The organism is Sphingopyxis sp. JAI128 (assembly GCF_014207235.1).
Lineage (GTDB): Bacteria > Pseudomonadota > Alphaproteobacteria > Sphingomonadales > Sphingomonadaceae > Sphingopyxis.
The window spans coordinates 230,332-249,662 of the sequence record NZ_JACHDA010000002.1 but is presented as its reverse complement, the minus strand read 5'-3'; the positions used below and the strand labels follow the sequence as shown (position 1 = coordinate 249,662).

At 64.5% G+C, this 19,331-nt stretch carries 15 protein-coding genes; 11 read left to right on the top strand and 4 right to left on the bottom strand.

The window, feature by feature from the left end; all coding sequences use genetic code 11:
- The first annotated feature begins 96 nt into the window (after nucleotides 1–96).
- From HDC35_RS05115 to HDC35_RS05090, 6 genes are all read left to right on the top strand, one after another.
- Nucleotides 97–1,074 carry an alpha/beta hydrolase gene (locus HDC35_RS05115; protein WP_184644368.1) on the top strand — a complete coding sequence of 326 codons (978 nt, stop codon included), beginning with the start codon at nucleotides 97–99 and terminating at the stop codon, nucleotides 1,072–1,074.
- Nucleotides 1,071–2,102, top strand: a complete 1,032-nt coding sequence (locus tag HDC35_RS05110) for an alpha/beta hydrolase (protein WP_221438130.1) — start codon at nucleotides 1,071–1,073, stop codon at nucleotides 2,100–2,102. The genes HDC35_RS05115 and HDC35_RS05110 overlap by 4 nt, the downstream gene beginning before the upstream one ends.
- Entirely contained in the window at nucleotides 2,102–3,319 is a 1,218-nt protein-coding gene (locus tag HDC35_RS05105) for an MFS transporter (protein WP_260397539.1), read from the top strand. Before HDC35_RS05110 ends, HDC35_RS05105 begins: the two co-directional genes overlap by 1 nt.
- The gene (gene treA, locus HDC35_RS05100; protein ID WP_184644366.1) at nucleotides 3,316–4,851 is read left to right on the top strand and encodes an alpha,alpha-trehalase TreA; all 1,536 of its coding nucleotides are present in this window, start codon (nucleotides 3,316–3,318) and stop codon (nucleotides 4,849–4,851) included. The genes HDC35_RS05105 and treA overlap by 4 nt, the downstream gene beginning before the upstream one ends.
- Nucleotides 4,844–6,214, top strand: coding sequence for a S9 family peptidase (locus HDC35_RS05095; protein ID WP_184644364.1), 1,371 nt, complete (start codon nucleotides 4,844–4,846; stop codon nucleotides 6,212–6,214). Before treA ends, HDC35_RS05095 begins: the two co-directional genes overlap by 8 nt.
- A 68-nt stretch (nucleotides 6,215–6,282) precedes the next feature.
- On the top strand, nucleotides 6,283–8,478 hold the full coding sequence (locus HDC35_RS05090) for a glycoside hydrolase family 3 N-terminal domain-containing protein (protein WP_184644362.1): 2,196 nt from the start codon (nucleotides 6,283–6,285) through the stop codon (nucleotides 8,476–8,478).
- A gap of 286 nt (nucleotides 8,479–8,764) precedes the next feature.
- Here HDC35_RS05090 and HDC35_RS05085 read toward each other — a convergent pair whose 3' ends face one another.
- The 4 genes from HDC35_RS05085 to HDC35_RS05070 all read right to left on the bottom strand — a co-directional run bounded on the left by HDC35_RS05085 (nucleotide 8,765) and on the right by HDC35_RS05070 (nucleotide 13,490).
- Entirely contained in the window at nucleotides 8,765–10,987 is a 2,223-nt protein-coding gene (locus HDC35_RS05085) for a triacylglycerol lipase (protein WP_184644360.1), read from the bottom strand.
- 238 nt (nucleotides 10,988–11,225) lie between these two features.
- Nucleotides 11,226–11,435 (bottom strand): hypothetical protein, encoded by a 210-nt coding sequence (locus tag HDC35_RS05080; protein ID WP_184644358.1) that lies wholly within the window; start codon nucleotides 11,433–11,435, stop codon nucleotides 11,226–11,228.
- A 217-nt stretch (nucleotides 11,436–11,652) separates the two neighbouring features.
- Nucleotides 11,653–12,399 carry a LytTR family DNA-binding domain-containing protein gene (locus HDC35_RS05075; RefSeq protein WP_184644356.1) on the bottom strand — a complete coding sequence of 249 codons (747 nt, stop codon included), beginning with the start codon at nucleotides 12,397–12,399 and terminating at the stop codon, nucleotides 11,653–11,655.
- A complete protein-coding gene (locus HDC35_RS05070; protein ID WP_184644354.1) occupies nucleotides 12,396–13,490 on the bottom strand; it encodes a sensor histidine kinase in 1,095 nt (364 codons plus the stop codon). The genes HDC35_RS05075 and HDC35_RS05070 overlap by 4 nt, the downstream gene beginning before the upstream one ends.
- Before the next feature lie 204 nt (nucleotides 13,491–13,694).
- On the opposite strand from HDC35_RS05070, the gene HDC35_RS05065 reads away from it, so the two are divergent.
- From HDC35_RS05065 to HDC35_RS05045, 5 genes are read left to right on the top strand one after another with little or no spacing between them, the layout of a single operon-like run.
- Nucleotides 13,695–14,663, top strand: coding sequence for an aspartyl protease family protein (locus tag HDC35_RS05065; protein ID WP_184644352.1), 969 nt, complete (start codon nucleotides 13,695–13,697; stop codon nucleotides 14,661–14,663).
- A gap of 20 nt (nucleotides 14,664–14,683) precedes the next feature.
- Complete coding sequence (locus tag HDC35_RS05060) at nucleotides 14,684–15,841, top strand: hypothetical protein (protein WP_184644350.1); 1,158 nt, start codon at nucleotides 14,684–14,686, stop codon at nucleotides 15,839–15,841.
- Between the two features lie 29 nt (nucleotides 15,842–15,870).
- Complete coding sequence (locus HDC35_RS05055; protein ID WP_184644348.1) at nucleotides 15,871–16,725, top strand: hypothetical protein; 855 nt, start codon at nucleotides 15,871–15,873, stop codon at nucleotides 16,723–16,725.
- The gene (locus tag HDC35_RS05050; protein ID WP_184644346.1) at nucleotides 16,725–18,644 is read left to right on the top strand and encodes a TonB-dependent receptor domain-containing protein; all 1,920 of its coding nucleotides are present in this window, start codon (nucleotides 16,725–16,727) and stop codon (nucleotides 18,642–18,644) included. The genes HDC35_RS05055 and HDC35_RS05050 overlap by 1 nt, the downstream gene beginning before the upstream one ends.
- Before the next feature lie 33 nt (nucleotides 18,645–18,677).
- Nucleotides 18,678–19,331 (top strand): hypothetical protein, encoded by a 654-nt coding sequence (locus HDC35_RS05045; protein ID WP_184644344.1) that lies wholly within the window; start codon nucleotides 18,678–18,680, stop codon nucleotides 19,329–19,331.

The following is a 19,331-nucleotide window of genomic DNA, read 5'->3' as shown; positions in this document are numbered from 1 at the left end:
GCAGCGGCGGGGCATGGGGGGCGGGCGATTGCAAAAGTTTTCGTCGCACGCCGAAGCCCAGCGCGCGGCTCTTTGCAGATATGGTGGAGCAAGGACATGACCCGCTATTTTTTGGCTCTCCTCGCAGCATCGGTGCTCGCACCGGCCGCACCGGCCGCATGCGCGCAGCTGGTAAACGCGCCGTGGCCCACCTCGCTCTCGGTCGCGGCGCGTGAGGGCCTTGCGGCCAATGACGCCCGCCCGCCCGAACCCGCGACGATCGCGGGGCGCCGGGAACGAGCGGAAGCGATCCAGCAGGAAATCGGTGTGCCGAGGCTCGCGCGCTATGGTGTGACGATGAAAGAGGACGTCATCGCCGGTGTTCCGGTGCGGATATTCCTGCCAGCGAGAGGCGCCGCGAAAGGACCGATCCTCCTCAACCTGCACGGCGGCGGCTTCCTTGTCGATGCGGGGTCGATCAGCGAGAATGCGGCGGTCGCGGCGCTCACCGGCTATCGGGTTGTCGCGGTGCGCTATCGCCTCGCTCCAGAAAATCCCTTTCCCGCCGGCGTCGACGATGCGGTCGCCGTCTACCGCGCGCTTTTACAGGACCATAATCCGAAGGCGATCGGGCTTTATGGCACCTCGGCGGGCGCGATCCTGTCGGCCGAGCTCGTCGCGCGGTTGCGCGCCGACAAGCTGCCGCAACCTGCAGCGCTCGGCTTCTTCTCGGGCGCCGCCGACTTGTCGGCGGTTGGCGACAGCGCGGCGCTGTTCGCCGATGCGTCCGGCGTCGATGCGCTTGCCCGCCTCTATACCGGTGGACGGGTCCTCGACGATCCACTCGTCTCGCCGCAGCGCGGTGATCTTATCGGTTGGCCCGCGACGCTTTGTCTCGCAAGCACACGCGACTTTCTGCTGAGCGGCACCGCCGACTTTTGTCGCACGATCGACGCGGCGGGTTCCCCCGCGAAGCTCGTCGTGTTCGACGGGCTGCCGCATGCCTTCTGGGCCTATATCGACGCGCCTGAAACCGACGCGGCCTTTGCTGTGATGGCACGCTTTTTCGTCGCTCATTTGGGAGAAGGAGAATGAGGAAGTTGCTGATTCTGGCGGCGATTGCGCTCTCCTCGCCCGTCGCGGCGCAAACGCAGGTTCCCGCCTTCACCCTCCCGGTATCGAACCAGCTTAGCGATAAAGCGCGGCAAGTTCTCGAACGGATGGAACAGGCCACCGCGCCCGCGGAGATCGCCGGCGACGTCGCAAAGCAGCGTGCTTTCTATGGCCGTTATAACGATGACCGACTGGTCGAGATGCGCCGCCATTTTCAGACCGGCGAACGGCGCCTGACGATGAACGGCGTCACGGTCGATGTCGTCGAGCCGACGGCTGGCGTTGCCAAGGGCAACAGGACCCGTGTCCTCATCAACGTCCATGGCGGGGCCTTCATGTGGGGATCGGGTGGCGGCGCGTTGGTCGAGGCAATCCCGATTGCGGCGACGATGGGGGTCAAGGTGGTCACGGTCGACTATCGGCTCGCGCCCGAGCATCGCTATCCGGCGGCGTCGGAGGATGTGACCGCGGTCTACAAGGCGCTGCTCAAGGACTATCGGCCCGAGAATATCGGTATCTACGGCTGTTCGGCCGGCGGGGTGATTACCGCGCAAACCACAGCCTGGATACGCCGCCAAAAGCTGCCGCGTCCGGGTGCGATCGGCACCTTTTGCGGGACCGGCGCGCCCTATTCGGGCGACAGTCCCTATCTGGCGGGGCCGATCACCGGCGGTGCGGCGCTCCTGGTTCCGGCGCTGCCCGACGTCCTGCCCCTCGCTTACATGCAGGGCGTCGCGGCAAACGATACAGCGGCCTATCCGTTGACATCTGCCGAGGAGGTGAGGGCCATGCCGCCGACGCTGTTGCTCGCAGGCAGCCGCGACTTTGCGGCGAGCGGGCTCACGCTTGTGCATCGCCGCCTCGCTGCGGCGGGTGTGGAAAGTGAACTTTATCTGTTCGACGGCCTGCCGCACGCCTTCTTCGTCTGGCCCGACATGCCCGAGTCCACGGAAGCATACCAACTGATCGCCTCCTTCTTCGATCGGCATCTGGGGCGACGGGCGCGCTGATGCGAACGCGCACGATCATAACCCTGGCGTTGACCTATGCGTTGCTCGGCCTGCTGATGAACAGCGTCGGCATCGTCATCCTGCAATCGATCGCCCATTTTGGCGCAACCAAGGTGATGGGATCGACGCTGGAGGCGTGCAAGGATCTGTCGGTCGTCGCGGCATCATTCCTGCTTGTGGGGGCGGTGCCGGCGTTCGGCTATCGCCGTGCGCTGATCGCCGTGCTTTTCCTGATGGCCTGCACCTGTCTGCTCGCCTCCTTTGCCACGGACTTCGCGGCGATGCAGGCATTGTTCGTGATGACCGGCGTTTCGTTCGGGATCACCAAGATTGCGACCTATTCGTCGATCGGACTTCTCGCCCGCGATCCCGCAGACCATGCGAGCATTACCGGGCTCGTCGAGGGGGTGTTCATGGGCGGCGTACTCGCGGGCGCCTGGCTATTCGGCTGGTTCATCGACGAGGGCGACTGGTTGCGCGTCTATTGGCTGCTCTCCGCACTGTGCGTGCTGACGTCGCTCGGGTGGCTGGGCATCCAGCTAGATGAGGGCGCGGCGTCGATCGAGGGGGCGGGGCCTTCGGCGACCGCCGGCTGGAAAGAGATGGCGGCGCTCGCGGCGTTGCCCGCGACGGTCGTGGCGCTGGCGACGCTGTTCCTCTATGTCCTGATCGAGCAAGGCGTGGGAACTTGGCTTCCGACCTTCAACCGCGAAATACTCCATCTTCCCGCGGCGATGAGCGTCCAGATGTCGAGCCTGTTCGTCGCCTCGCTCGCGCTCGGGCGGCTGGCCTCCGGGCTCGTGCTTCGTCGCGTCGCATGGCTGCCGTTGCTGCTCGCCTGCCTGATCGCGCTGGCGCTGCTCGTCATCGCCGCGCTGCCGCTTGCTGAAGGCGTACAGCCGCGCGTTGGTGTCGGCTGGACGAACGCGCCGTTCGCAGCCTATCTGTTCCCGCTGATCGGCCTTTTCCTCGCGCCCATCTATCCGACCATTTGTTCGGTGGTGCTGAGCGCGCTGCCGCGACATCGCCACGCGGCGATGATCGGGCTGATCGTCATCTTTTCCGCGCTTGGCGGAACCATCGGATCGTTCCTCGTCGGGCTGCTCTTCCAATCTCTGCCCGGCACGGCCGCCTTCTATTTCCTGTTGGTGCCGATGGGGCTGGTCGCGCTGGCGCTGCCCGTCGTGCGTCGCCGTATCGAAAGTGCCGCTGCATGAGCGCCGTCGATACCCCCGCCGGACTGTTTGGTCCGCTGTTCGCCGCGGTTCAGAAAGAGAGGGTGTTTCCCGATTCCAAGACCTTTGCCGACGCGCGTCCGCGCCGCTCGCCCGCAGCGATCGTTCACGACTGGCAGGCTCAACAGCCGGCGTCGGGTGACGGGCTACGCCGCTTCGTGCTCGACAATTTCGACGTTCCACAAGAACGGACGGCGCAACAGCCAGACCACTTGCCGCTGGTCGCGCGCATCACGGCGCTCTGGCCCCTCCTGACCCGGGTGTCGGACGATCCCGCGCCGGGATCGTCGGAATTGTGGTTGCCATACAGCTATGTTGTCCCAGGCGGTCGTTTTCGGGAACTTTATTATTGGGACAGCTACTTCACGATGCTCGGCCTTGCGCGCTCGGGCCGGCAGGATCTGGTCGAGAATATGGTCGGCAACTTCGGCAGTCTGCTCGACCGGATCGGGCATATTCCGAACGGAACGCGCAGCTATTACGCCACGCGCTCGCATCCGCCCTTTTTTTACCTGATGGCTCGGCTGTCGCGAGACGAGAGTGTCGAAGGGCGCCGCCGTCGGCTCGGCTGGATGTGCAAGGAATATGGCTTCTGGATGGCAGGCGCCGACAATCTTGCGCCCGGCGGCGAGGCGCGACGCGTCGTCCGACTGGCCGATGGTGCATTGCTCAACCGCTATTGGGATGACAGCGACCGACCACGCGACGAAAGCTGGCGCGAGGATGTCGCACTCGCCGCGGAGGCCTCTTCGCGCGATGCAGGGGAGCTTTGGCGCGACATTCGCGCGGCGGCCGAGAGCGGATGGGATTTTAGCTCGCGCTGGCTTGCGGATTCGCGGACCCTGGCCACCATCCGCACGACGCGGATGATTCCGGTCGATCTCAACGCCCTGCTATTCGGTCTCGAACAGGCCATCGCGGAGTCCGCGCGTGCGCTCGGTGAGATGGGTTTGGCCGGCGATTTCGCTGCGCGCGCCGACTTTCGCGCTCGCGCCATCGCCCACCATCTCTGGAATGAAGATGGGGGCCATTATAGCGATTTCGATCTCGACAGCGGGCACGCTTCGGACCAGCTGACGGCCGCCGCCGCCTTTCCTCTTTTTGCAGGCGTCGCGTCGGCTGAGCGGGCCCGCGCCACGGCGGCCGCTTTGGAACGATTGCTGCGTCTGGGCGGACTTATGACGACAGGGTGCGACAGCGGGCAGCAGTGGGATGCCCCCAACGGGTGGGCGCCGTTGCAGTGGATCGCGATCGCCGGGCTTCGCCGTTACGGAGAAGCCGGGCTCGCCGATGATATCGCCGAGCGCTGGCTCGCGATGGTTGAAGCGCATTATGATGCGACCGGCCAGCTTCTCGAAAAATATGATGTCGTGACCTGCGCCGCCGGATCGGGCGGCGAATATGCGACCGAAACCGGTTTTGGATGGACCAATGGCGTGACGCTCGAACTGCTCGCGGCGCGCGGCGATACGCCCGACGTCGATGCGACGTTGGCGGGAGGCATTTATGGATAAGTTTAGCAAAAGCCGCTACTTTGTGCGCCTGATGCCCGGGTTTGTCTTTCTGGCTGCGCCGATGGCGGCGTATGCCGAAGAACTTAAGCCCGTGGCTTTGACGGCCACCCAGTCGACGCTAGCGGCAAGTGCGCAAGAACTCGGCGCTACCAGCCTGCGCACATTCGCCGCGCCCGATGGCGGTTTCATCCTCGCCGGTAAACTCGATGGCGACCAATTCTCGGTCGCCTTTCCCGCAAAATGGAATCGCGGGACGCTGCTTTACGTCCATGGCTATTCGACGCCCGGCACGCCGGTTGACGTTCCTGTCGATCCGCTCGCCAAGGGAACGGGCGCGAACGGCGTGTTGGCCGAGGCGTATCGCGATGGCTATGCTGCCGGGCACAGCGCTTATGACAAGGCGGGGATGGGCGTTCAGACTGCGACGGAAAATACCCTCCGCCTGCGCGATTTTCTCTCGAAACTCGGTGCGAAACGCTTCCTCGTGGCGGGTACCTCGATGGGGGGCAACATTACCCTGTCGCTGATCGAACAAAATCCCAAGGCGTTTGCCGGAGCGATGTCGTCGTGCGGTGTCACCGACGGTTGGGAGACCCTGTTCGGACAGCTTATCGACATGCGCGCCGCCTATAATTTGCTGACCGAAGGCACGCCCTACGCCTTGCCGGGTGAGCATGATCTTACTCGTTCGGCGCTACCGATGGAGCCGCCGGAGGGTGAGGCGGCGACCAGCGAGGCGTTCCGCTGGGGCCGGATCGCCCAGATGGCGACGCCGGTTCTCGCGCTCGCGCAGGCGGCAGGGGACAATCCCGAGGGGCGTGAGGCGCTCATCCTCAAGCAGATTGCCTCGATCGGTGGTTTCGAGCCGGAACCCGCGTCGATCGCTTTTCCGCTGGTGACTGTGACGCTGGGGATGGACGACCTCAACCGCACGCTAGGCGGCAGCATCTACGGTAACGTGGGTAAGGTCTACACCAGTTCCGAAATGAACGCAGAAGAGGCCGCAGCCTTCAATGCGAAAGTTCAGCGCCTGGAAGCCGATCCGTCGGCGGTTGCCAAAGCGCGCCAATGGCATCAGGCAACCGGCCGCTTCCGCGTTCCGCTGGTGACCATCCATAACCGCATCGATTCCCTGGTCCCTTATGCGCAGTCCGAGGCGTTGGGACGTATCGTCAAGGCGGCGGGCAACGGAAAGCGGCTTGTCCAATATACGGTGCCGGGAACGAAGGCGCCGCTGCCGGTCGGCGGGGTGGAGGGCTATACGCACTGCGGATTCAGCCCCGAGCAATCGGCCGCGACGTGGGAGGCGCTGAGGACTTGGGTAGAGACGGGAAAGCGTCCCCCCGCGGACGCCGTCCGCTAGTATCGGAAGGGCACATGGCGCCCAAAGGCAGGACGGATCGGCGAATTCGGCCGACCAGGCGCAATTTCATGGGCGCGGGCGCGGGCGCGAGTATTGTCCTGGCAAGCGTGGGGGTAAAAGCCGCGCCCCGCCTTGCGGGGGTCGATATCGATGCGTTGCTGGCGCGGATGACCCTCGACGAAAAGCTGGGGCAGCTTGCCCAGGCGCGCGGGGAAAAGAACGATACCGGTCCCTTTGTTCCCGCAGGGAGCGAAGCCGATGTCCGTGCGGGTCGCATCGGTTCCTTCCTCAGCGTTTACGGCGCCGAAACGACCCGACGCCTCCAGCGGATTGCGGTCGACGAGACCCGTCTTGGCATTCCCTTGCTGTTTGCCGACGACGTGATCCACGGCTTTCGGACCATCTTTCCGGTGCCGATCGCCGAGGCGGCCAGCTTCGACCCGGCCGCGGCCGAGGCCGCGGCGCGGATCGCGGCCGTCGAGGCAACTGCCAATGGCCTCCATTGGACCTATGCTCCGATGGTTGACATGACGCGCGATCCGCGATGGGGCCGCGTGGTCGAAGGCGCGGGCGAGGATGTCGAACTCGCCTGCCGCTTTGCCGAAGCAAGGGTGCGAGGTTTTCAGGGCAGGCGGCTGTCGGATTTCGATGCGATGCTTGCGACCGCCAAGCATTTCGTCGCTTATGGCGATGCCGAAGGGGGCCGCGATTATGATGTCGCAGATGCTTCGGCGCGAAGGCTGGCCGAATATTATTACCCTCCATTCCAGGCGGCGATCGCGGCGGGCGTGGCAAGCATCATGGTCGCGTTCAACGAGGTGAACGGCGTACCGATGCATGCCAATCGCGATCTCTTGCACGACCTGCTGCGCCGAGACTGGCATTTCGGCGGCCTGATAGTGAGCGACTATACGGGGATCCGCGAACTGATTGCACACGGCGTCGCGGCGACCGACGAGGAAGCTGGCATCCTTGCGCTGAAGGCGGGGATCGATATCGATATGGTGAGTAGTATCTATGTCGATGCGCTGCCGGCGGCGGTTCGGGATGGAAAGGTCGATGTCGCGCTTGTCGACGCGGCGGTACGCCGCATCCTGTCGATCAAAGCAGCGCTGGGGCTGTTCGACGATCCCTATCGTAACTGCGACCCGGCGCGAGCGAAGCGTGAAACGCTTCGTCCCGCGCACCGCGTTGCCGCGCGCGATCTCGCGCGCAAGAGTCTGGTGCTGTTGCAGAATGAGGGCGATGTCCTGCCCTTGTCCAAGATGTTGCGATCAGTGGCCGTCGTCGGGCCGCTCGCCGACGATCGCCGGTCGATGCTGGGACCTTGGGCGCCGACTGGAGTTCCCGGCGATGCCGTCACGCCGCTTGAGGGAATCGGAGCGGCGCTCGGCGCTGGCGCGCATGTGGTCCATGCATCCGGCGGCGAAGCAGCGCTTGCCGCGGCGCGCGAGGCTGATGCCGTCATCCTGTGCATCGGGGAGAACTGGGATGAAAGTGGCGAGGCACGCAGCCGCGTCGCGCTCGATCTCGCGCCCGACCAGCAGGCGTTGGCTGCGGCGATCCTTGCGCTGGGGAAACCCGTCGCCACTGTGATCTTTGCCGGCCGGCCACTGACGATCAACGCGCTCGCACAGCACGCGCCCGCGATACTGTGGGCGTGGTATCCGGGTGTCGAGGCGGGACATGCGCTTGCCGATATCCTTTTCGGCGACGTCAGCCCTTCGGGTCGCCTGCCGATGAGTTTTCCGCGAGCAGTCGGACAGATTCCGATTCACTACGACCAACGCAACACGGGGCGGCCTGCAAGCGAAAGCGAGCGGAACACCGCAAAATATGTCGATGCGCCCTGGACCCCGCTTTACCCCTTCGGGCATGGCCTCGGCTATTCGCCCGTCGCCTACGAGGCGCTGGAGTTATCGGCAACGCGGCTTGATAGGACCGACCCGCTGGAGGTTCGCTTTTCAGTCCGGAACGCTGGCATCCGCGCGGTGGAAGAAGTCGTCCAGCTCTACCTGCGGGATGATGTGGCGACCACGACGCGTCCGGTGAAGGCGCTGAAGCGCTTCGCGCGCGTCCCGCTGGAGCCGGGCGAAATCAAGCAGGTTCGCTTCGTCCTCGGCGCGTCGGATTTCGCGCTGCTGGACCGAAATCTCCGGCCAGTCGTGGAGCCGGGCGGGTTTACTCTGCTTGTTGGCGGCAGCTCGAAAACCGAACTGGAGGCAAAGGTCACCCTGGAAGGTGCGGAAGAGAGGGCGGTATGAAAATATTGTCGAGAAGGTTTCCCGTCTGGCGGCGCGTTGCCGGATTCCCTCCGATCTGCCGGCGGCGCGGCCGCACCCAGTCGAAGCCGCCGGTCATGCAAAATTGTCACCCCGTCGTCAGGCGACTGGTGGGCGGTTTTCCTCGCGGCCCGCGCCTATGCCTCCGACATTCTACAATATCGGACGGTAAACCTATTTGGTGCCCGTCAAATGGTCAGCCGACGGATGGCCGACCATATTGGAACAGGGGACAGCGATCCCCTTCGCCGCGGACAAGCCTGTAACGTCAGGTGTCACTGCGCCCGGCATTGGACCAAGTCGACAGGATGACCTCGCGGTCTGCGCGATCCTTGCTTTGGAGCCTTACTATCCATTTGCCCTTGGTGACTTCCCTATCGACGAACATCGATCGAAATATCTGGCTTGCCTCGGGCGTATCGCTCAGGCTGGCGCCCACCACCGCGCCCGTATGATCGATCAGCGTCGCCGAGATCGTATTGGCGGCCACGAAGGTCAGCCCAAAGTTCTTCGCATCGCTTACCGGGATCGCGACATCGAGTATTTGCCCAGGGGCGATCGTCACGACCTTTGAAACGTCGGGCATGACCGAAATGGCGTCGTCGGAATTTTCAACACCCAATATCATGAGGCGGGCGGACGCGCGTGGGCTCCCGCCGGACTCTGCCGACGATCCTTCTGCGGCCTGTTTGCCGGGGCCAAGGGCGACGCGCGGCTTGACGAAGGAGGCGAAAGGTTCCGTTCCCGTCATGCTCGTATGCAGGATCGTTTGCGTTTCATTGTCCGTGATGATCCATTTTGCAGAGGGCTCCGCGACCACGCCGTCGTTGCGACTCAGCATCCGGCAGACGGGCGGCAGCGGGTTTCCGGCCAGGACCGAGAAAGGCACGCCCTTGCTGTTGTTATTCTCCGCATTGAACCTCAGGACGTTGATCGGCCGGAGCTCGCGGAGCGCGTCCATCGACCGTCCGGCGAGTTCCAGCGGGATGCTGATCAGGTCTGCGCAGCTGCTGCCCCTGTTGGGCGTTTCGAGCATCACCAGATGCGACACCTGCGGCTTGCCGTCGGGATAGGTCGGCATCGTCGCGTGGATATAGCGCCGGCTGATGAGGCCGCCCATCGAGTGCGCGACAAGGTCGACATGCCACGCATTGCGGTCCTTCTGCGCGTAGCGGACATAATTGCCGAGCTCGACGGCATTTTGCGCGATCGTGTTGGTCGGCCCGAAATTGCCCATTTCATCGCCGGTGTTCATTCGGCCATGTTCAGGCTTCTCGCCGACGGGAAAGGCTTTCCAGTCATAGCTGTGGCTGGTGGTCAGGATGTTCTGCCAGCTCTCCCAGGCTCGCCAGTTGGACCACAGGCCGTGCACGAGCACCAAGGGCTTCGGCGCGACCTTCAGGTTCCGCGTCATGTCGTCGACCTTCTTGCCCTTGTCCTCGACCTCGGCCTTGATGCGCTGGGTGAACCTCGGCCGCCCGTCGTCGAACCAGGCATAGCCCGAGCTGTCCCATTTTAACTGCACTTCGCGCTGCTCGCCCGCGGGCACGGTGATCGAAACCTCACCCAGCAGCCCGTCCGGCTTCGCGCCGTCCCATTTGTCGCCCTTGTAAGTGTCGCGGAACTTCACCGTCGCCGCTTTCTCCTCGGGGCTGTCGTTTGCGACCACTGCGGTCAGGCGCACGATATTGCCGTCGATCGTGCCGATTTCTTCGGTGATGTTTTTCCAGGCATCCCAGGTCGGAAAGCGCATGTCCTCGAACTTTAGGTCGATGAGTCGCAGGTCGCCGCCGCAGCGGCGCAGGTTCCAGCGCAGCGATTCGGTCACGCCATAGGAGGTGACCGAGTGCGCGCCCGTGAGGCGATTGGGATCGGACGGCTGCATCCGGTCTTCGCCGCTGCTCGAAAACCGCATTGCGTCTATCGTGGTGGGCACGTCGGCGATCTTCTGGTTGGTTGCCTCCTTGGCTTTGCACTGGCCGCTGAAGCTCGCCGAGTTCGATCCCGACTCGGTGCCCTGGAATTCGGGCAGGCGGACGCTGACACTATAGGTGCCGTCGTTATCGGTCGTGATGTCCACGCCAGCCTCGAGGCCGCTAGCGTTGCCGCGTCTTTGGCTCCTGCTGACAAACTGTCCCGACATCTGGCGCATCGTGCGCTCATGCGGACAGATCATCTGGTCGCTCGAATTTATCGTTTCGGTCGCGGTTGCACGGAGGTTTATGTTGGCCGTGCCGATGCTGTACTCGCCGCCGGGCGCGGGGCGGACGGCGATTTGTGCGACATATTCGTCGTTTATAGATGCGTTGGTCGTCTCGGTACCCTTGCCGGAAACGCGCTTGAGCGTCTTGGAATCGCTGCTCGCCTGATGCCGCGAATATTCCACCGTTCCTGCCCAGCCGGCCGCGCATCGAGCGGCGGCCGCGGCGGCTACCGGCGCGGCGGCGCCGGACAGCGTCAATCCGACCGCAAGGGCCGGCAGAGTGCGCATAATCGTCATTCGATTACCTCTGGATTCTGCTGCGCCGTTCAAGGCGTAGACGGCGCCGAAGCTCCGCTCAGCAAATCTCGATCAGGGTTTATGGGGCGGCTCAACACATTCGTCGGCTGCAGCAGACCTGCTTCCGCCATGTCGAGGCAACGAATGCAGGTGTTGGACATGGAGCAGGGCCGAGCGTTGGCGGAGTACCGCGAGAGAGCTTCCCATCGGCACTCCGTTGCCGACGCGATCAGCCTTCGGGCTTCGCCTCGGCCTTCGCGCGAACCTCGGGCTTGGCTTCGGCCTTTGCGCGTGCCTCGGGCTTGGCTTCGGCTTTCGCTCTGGGCTCGGGCTTGGCGTTGGCCTTGGCATGGGCTTCGGGCTTCGCTTCGGCCTTTGCCAATGCCGGCACGGGCAAGCCGAGCGCGATCGCAGCGGCGAGGAAGGGGAGTTTGCTCATGGTCTGTCTCCATCGTCTCGTGAAGGTAGAGCAGAGCGGCCGGTCCTTGCCGGGGTGAGGTTGGGACGAACCGGCCGTCTCTGCTCGCGGCTCGTGGCCGCAAGATCACGTTAGGAAAGGCGAGACGCTGGCGCTCGCCGCTTGCTTCCAAGCGCGCTCGTCCAGCGACATGCCCGCATCTGCATCGACCAAGGTGGACGGTGGCGCGACGAAGGCGTCAGACGAGGCCGAGCCGGTCGAGCACCGCGCGGACATAGCTCGGCCCGACCTGCACGGCCGCGCCATCCTCCATTTCGAGCGCAATGAGCCCCTTGCCGAGCCGCTGCACCGCCTTGACCAGCGCGGGACGTATGAAGGTCGACCGATGGACACGCATGAGCTGCGCGGGGTCGAGCAGCTGCTCCAGCGCCGTCATCGAGATGCGGTGAATGTAACTTCGAGTCGAAGTGTGGAGCAACACATAGTCGCGCGCCGCCTCGACCCATTCGATCTGGGCGATGGGCAGGCGGAGGTTGCCGCTCGCGACTTGGACCCAGATTGCCTCTTCGCGATTTTCCGCCGGCGCGGCGCCTGCGATCCGATCGGCGGCATCGCGCATCGCCCGCCGTCGGCGCGCCCGCTCGACGGCCTGACGCAGACGGTCGAAGCGTACGGGTTTCAGAAGATAGTCGGCCGCATCGACCTCGAACGCATCGGGCGCATATTGCTCGAAAGCGGTGACGAAGATAATTTCCGGGCGGGGTTCGGCCACCAGATCGGCGGCGACGCGGATGCCGCTCTTCTGGGGCATCGAGATGTCGAGCATTACCAGATCAGGGCGCAATTTTGCAATTTTTCGCTCGGCTTCCTCTCCGGTCGAGGCGGCTCCGACGACCTCGATATCGTCGATGTCGCCGAACAGCGTTTCGAGACGACGGAGCGCCAGCGGCTCATCGTCGACGAGCAGGACGTGAAGCTTGCTCACGCCGCGATCTCCTCGCTGCGCCGTTCGAGCGGCAGGCGCGCGATCGCAAGGAAGCCGCGTTCGCGTTTCAGTGTTTCGAGGCTGCCTTTCGCACCAAAGAGCGTCTCAAGCCGCTGGCGGATGTTGGCGATGCCGACGCCCGTTCCGGGGCGTGCGTCCTTTCCCTGCCCCGCGCCGTCGTCCTCGACCGAAACGAGCAGCATCTCGCCGTCGCGGGACGCTTCGACCTTGATCGTCACCGGCACCGCCGACGGTGCGAGCGCATATTTGATCGCATTCTCGATCAGCGGCTGGAGGAGGAAACCCGGCACCAGCGCGTCGTTGAGCGCGGGCGGGCAGACGAATTCGACCGCTAGCCGCTCGCCGAAGCGGACGCTTTCGATCTCCAGATAATGCTGCAGCGTCGCGAGCTCGTCCTCGAGCGGCAGCAAGGCATCGGGCTGCGAGGACAATGTTGCGCGAAGAAATTCCGACAGCTTGGCGAGCATCGCATCGGCGGTGCGATATTCCTTCGTGACGATCAGCGACGAGATCGCGTTGAGCGTGTTGAACAGGAAATGCGGATTGAGCTGATAGCGGAGCGCCGCAAGGCTGGCGGCGCTCGCGGCGGCTTCGGCGCGACTTGCCGCTTCGCGCGCGACGGCGAGTTCGAGCTCGCGCTCGCGCGTCAGCTTGTTCGCTTCGATGACCGTGAAGGCAGCGCCGAGCAAGGCAAACTGCCAGACGAGAGCGATGAAATTGTTGGTCGCGCGAAGCGCAAAGGGCGCGGATTGTTGGGTCGATACGACGAGCCGCCCGATCCATTCGCCCGTGGAGGCGTCGATCAGCGCCAGCAATCCCGACGCGAGGACCACTGCCGCGCCCATCGCGGCAAGACGGACAAGGGTATTGCGACGGCGCGTGGCCCGGACCGCCCAATAGACGCCGCCCGAAAGCAACGCGCCCATCACGCAGATATTGATCACCGAAACGGTGACGTAAATGCCCGCGCCGCTGAAGAGGTGATAGGGGATGATGTAGAGCACCCCGGACAGAATCCAGGTCGCTGCCACCAGAAGGATGGTCAGGCGATGTTCGGGCTTCAACTGCATGGCAATTCCAATGTGTAGCTCGCCCCAAGCATAAAGGAAGTGCGCGCGGTTGGCGTCCTGCCTCGTCGCACCGGCGTCCGCCTTCGTCTCGCGGCAATCTGTTCGGGCGAGGCAAGGTCCGGCTTGGTCGCAGAGGCATGGAGCGCATCCTGAACCCGTCATAACCGCCCCCTGTTCGCGGCACCCCGCCGCCGGAGATCGGCCATGCCCCTCACGCGTTATCGTTATAGTCTGGTTGCATTCGGCCTGCTCGGTGCCCTGATTGTCGCCGAGCAGGCGCGTGCCATGGCGACCGAACAGCCGGTCGCTGTCGCTGCCCCGTCGGCGATGCAGCCGCTCGAAATTCTGCCGTCGGGTCATCCAGTCGTCCATGTCGGCATCGACGGATCGGCGCCGAAGCGCTTCGTCATCGACACCGCGGCGAGCCGCACCACGATCATGCCGAAACTGCGCGCCGAGATGCCAGGGCTTGTCGCCAAATTGTCGGATGATCCGATCGATGGCGCGGCGGGACGGGTCGACGTCGAGACGACGGTCGTGAAGCAGGTTGACGTTGCCGGACATAGCTTCCGCTCGCCCGAACTGATGCTGCTGCCGCCGGGACCCACCGACCATCTCGGGATCGGCGGCATTTTGGGCGCCGACATCATCGCAGATTTTGCTGTGGAACTGGACATGCCCGGCCGTCGGTGGCGCATGACGCCGAAGGTCGAGGCGGATATGCTCGACGGACTTTCGGCATCGGTTCCTTTTGTCCTCGACGATATGCGCGCACCGCGGCTTACGGTCCGCCTCAATGGCGCCGAAGTTCCGGCCATCCTCGACACCGGTGCGCGCGGCACGATCATCAACTGGGCGGCGGCGAAGGCGATCGGGCTCACGCCCGACAGCCCCGGCATCGTCAAGGCGACCGACATCAAGGGCGCGACCAACCACGTGATGCCGAGCGTCGAGGCGCCGGTTGCCGCACTCGGGATTGGCAATGCGAAGGTCGAGGGCCGCAAGGTGCGCGTCGCCGACCTGCCCATATTCAGGGTCCTCGGCTTCACGACCGGACAGCCCGCCATGATTCTGGGGATCGACATGTTCGCCGACCGGCGGTTCGTGATCGATCATCCGGGCCTCCGCCTCCATATCTCCCCGCCAATTGCGCCGGCTCCGCAGCAGCCCTGACTTTAGAGGAACCTTGCACGATGAAGATGATCCTGACCGGCAGCACCGCGCTCTGCACGCTTGCCATCGCTGCCGCCGCGCTTGCCCAGCAGGCGCCGAAGCCAAAGATCGAGGCCGTCTATTGGCTGTCCGCCGAGACCGTTTCGGGCATGGCGACCGGCCAGCCCACGGGTGTCGAGAAAAATCTTTCGCTCCAGCTCGGATCGACGCGAAGCAGCACCGCTCCGAGCGCAGAGCATCTGCCGCCGCAGGATCTGCGCGCCGGAGAGCGCCTGCCGCTCGTCTCGCCGGGCAAAGGCGTGCCCAAGGGCGACGGCAAACCCGATTACCGGCCAGGCACGCCCGACAAGCCCAAGGGGCGGATCGAGCTGTACTGGGGCTGCGGGGAAACCGCGCCCGCGGGGCAGCCGGTCGTTATCGACCTTGCGACGATGAAGCCCGGTGCAGCATCGCCTTTCGGGACGATCCCCGATGTGAAGGCGATGGTGCCGCCATCGGCGGGGCGCCATGCAACCTATGGCGAATGGCCGGGCGGCAAGAATGGAACCCGCGTGCCGCGCGACGCCTCGCTCGTCGGCGATCATGTCGTGCGCGGCAATTATTCGCCCGAAATGCGCTTCTCGGTCGCCAGCGGGAACGACTTCCTGGCCCCGCTCGCGCCGCGGAGCGCGGAGCTTGCGTCGGGGGCGGTGAAGGTGAGTTGGCCCGCGCATGGCAATGCCCGCGCTTATTTCATGACGGTGACCGGCGCGCGCGACGACGGAACCATCGTCCTGTGGACGTCGAGCGCGGTGCGCATGCCCGGCAGGGCGTTGCCCGACTATCTCGAGCAGAGCGACATCGCGCGCCTTGTCCAGCAGCATATCCTGCTCGCCCCCGAGGCCATCGAATGTGTCGTCCCGTCGGCGGTCGGCAAAGCCTCGGAATCGGCGATGCTGATGATGACCGCTTATGGGACCGAGGGGAATTACGGGGCGCCGCGCGGCGCGCCTGCCGGCTGGGGCGTCAAGCTGCGCACCAAGGCGACGCATATGTCCATGCTCGGTGTCGATCTCGCATCGCTGATGGCGGACGGTGAGGACGCCGAAAGCGACACACGGACCAGCGACGCGAAGCCCAAAAAGAAGCGCGGACTGCTGCGCGGCGTCATCGGCGGCGCGCTGGGCCTGCCCGGATGAGCATCGACAAACCCAAGAAAGCTCGAGCGATGAAAATTCCTTTCCTGAAACTTGCCCTTCTGGGGCTGTTGGCGGTGGCTCCCGCCGTTCCCGCGGCGCATGCCGCGGCTGGCGACAGCCGGGCACCGAAGAAATTGATGGAGCGATGGGTGGCCGAGGCGCCCGGTCCCGGCGCCGGCCTGCCGGGATGGTATTCGAAGGCGCCCGACGTCCACGTCCATCAGCCCCGCAATCTCGCGAAGATCCCCGTCGCCGAGATCGACCTGCTGCGCCGCCGTGCGATGGTCGCCTTCGACGCGCTGATGCAGCAACCCTCGCTCCGCGACGTTCGGGGAACCAGCCTGCATGCCGATATCAACATCTCGGTCGTACCGACCCTCGACGGCGTGCGGCTGGTCGGGGCGACCTTCACCATCCGGGCCAAGAGCGTGATCGAAGGCAACACCGACACCATTCAGCGCGACGGCCGCTTTCTGACCCCGTCGGAAGAGGGCGCGGTGCTGAGCGTCTTCCTCAACCCCTATGACATGATGGCGCGCCGCCAGGTGCAGGCCGAGGGCGTAGAGCGCAAAAGTTTGCAGGTTCGCACCGGGTCCGCATTCGGGCTCTACGTCGCCGACACGCTCCCCGATTATGACCCCGATGCGGAATATGCCTGGGGGCCGCGGCCGCTCGCGCTGCAACTGCAGCACGATCGGAGCTGGTATCAGCCGGGCGCTGCGGGCGTGCATCCGCTGCTTGTCCATTTGTCGAGCTATTCGCATGAAAATGACGACCTGCGCAGCGATCGCCTGAACCCCGAACGCCCAGCTGCTCGCCTCGCCGCGGCGATGTTCATGACCGACTGGGAAGAGGTGCAACGCCGCATGAGGGAGGTGAGGTGATGGACCGCTTGTTCCTTGCGACGCTCGGGCTGGCGCTCGCCGCCGCGCCGGCTGCGGCTTTGGCCCAGCGCACCGACGACAATGCGACCACCAGCGCCGAAGACGCCTTCGGCACTTCGATCGGCGGCGAGCAGATCGGTATCTACAACCCGAACTATGTCCGCGGCTTCTCGGCGGCGGAGGCGGGGAACATCCGCCTCGACGGTCTCTACATCGACCAGCAGGCGTCCTTTTCCGACCGGCTGATCGGCGGATTGCAGATGCGCGTAGGCCTGTCCGCGCAGGGATATCCCTTTCCCGCACCGACCGGCATCGCCGAATATGATCTACGCAAACCAGGCGCGAAACGGCTCCTCAGCGTCAGCGGTCGCCTCGGGCCATTCGGATCGAAGGTGCTCGAACTCGACGGGCAGCTTCCGATCACCGACCGGCTTTCGATCGGTGCAGGTTATGGGCTGGTGTCCGACCGCAACCACACCGGCGGAGCGGCGGAATATCGCACGGCCGCGCTCATCGCGCGCTGGGAACCGGTCGACGGCGTCGAAGTCATGCCCTTCTGGAGCCGTATCGGCATCGCCGACGAGGAACTGTCGCCGCTGCTGTTGACCGCGGGCGACTTCCTGCCGCCGCGGCTCGAGCGGGTGAAGCGGATCGGTCAGAAATGGGCGACCAGTGAGGGCGAAACGATCAATGCAGGTCTGACCACCACGATGAAGCGGGGGGACTGGACACTGAAGGCGGGGGCGTTCCGTTCGGTCCTCGAACTTGACCGCTCGCACACGCAGCTGTTCCTCGATGTGAGGCCTGACGGCACCGCCGACGAGGTTGTAATCGCGGAACCCGGACGGCGTTTGGCCTCGACCAGCGGCGAGGTGCGGCTGTCGCGCCGTTTTGCCGAGGGACCGCGGCTCCATACGCTGCACCTCTCGATCAAGGGACGTGACCGCGCGCGCATCTATGGCGGCAGCCGCGAAATCTATGTCGGCAACCATTCGATCGAGGATCCCGTCGACTTCCCCGAGCCCGTTTCGGACTTTGGTCCGCAGACGCGCGACGCCGTACGGCAGTGGACCGCGGGCGTTGCTTATGAGGGACGCTGGAAAGATGTCGGCGAAGTCAGTTTTGGCCTGCAGAAAACCGACTATAGCAAGCGGGTGTTGGGTCCGGGCCTGCCGGTCATCACGACGACGGACGCGCCGCTGCTGCTGAACGCGACCGCAGCCTTCTACGTCTCGCCGTCGCTCGCCCTTTACGGCAGTTATACCGAAGGGCTGGAGGAGAGCCCAGTTGCGCCGGGTCACGCGGTCAATCGCGACGAGGCGCCACCGGCGATCCGCACGCGCCAGGTCGACGCTGGCCTTCGGTGGTCGATCACACCCGCGATCCGCCTGGTCGCCGGCGTGTTCGAGGTGACCAAGCCCTTCTATTCGCTCGACGGCGCCAGGCTGTTCCGCCAACTTGGCGACGTGCGGCATCGCGGTGCCGAATTCTCGCTGTCAGGCCAGATCGCGCCGGGCCTGACCGCAATCGCGGGTACTGCGCTCATCGACGCAACGCTGTCGGGCGATGCCGTCGAAAGCGGGCTGGTTGGCAAGAAGCCGCTCGCGAGCTTTGGGCGGCTTTCGACCGCGGTGCTCGATTACCGGCCGACCTTTGTGCCCGCCGTCTCGGTCGATCTCGTCGTCGAAAGCACGTCAGACCGGGTCGCAAGCGTCGATGGCAAGCTCGTCATCCCCGCGCGCGCCATCGCGTCGCTTGGCGGCCGCTATCGCTTCAAGCTCGGCAAGGCGCCCGCGACCTTGCGACTGCAGCTTGCGAACATCGGCAACAAATATGGTTGGGCGAACGGATCGTCGGGCGTTTACCTCTACAATCTCCCGCGCCGACTGACCGCTACGCTGACGACTGATCTGGGTTGACGCATTCAAATCATCAAATCTCTGGAGACCAACATGCGATGCAATTTGTGCGCGGCCCTCGCCGCTCCCGTCCTTCTACTGTCGGCCCATAACGCCGAAGCCCGGGGCTTTCTCGAACGATTGGCCGATCGCGCCGTCGAAAAGGTCGAGCAGAATGCAGACAAACTCGTTGGCGATATGACCAGTGGGACGGCAAACCCGCGTCAGGAACGAAATTCCGATGATGAGGCAACGCTTGCCGTTCAGACTGCGCCGGACCCTGCGTCAGCCCCGGCTGCATCGCCTGAGCCGAAGGCTCGCTACATCGACAGCCTCAAGACCCCACCCGACGTTGAGGCGAAGAAGGCCGAATATAACAAGTTCGGCGAAGTGAGCTGCAATGACTGCGAAGGCGGCATCGAATTCGACGGCCGGCCGAGCTTTCCGTTCGACGAATTCAGCGGACGATATAATGAGCGAGCGAAGCGCGCCGGCAGCTGGCCGATTGGTCATACGCACAAATGGCAAGGTAAAGCCTCGAAAGGCACGTTAACCTTGACATCGGAAGAGCGGGTGGACGGCTTCCTGTGCCGCCGGCTCGAGTATCGGCTCGAGAGAAGCGGCACGTCGGTTAGTCGGCCAGGCTTGATCTGCTTTGGATTGGCCAACAGCTCGTCGGACGTCGAAAATTGGCATGAGATATTTTGA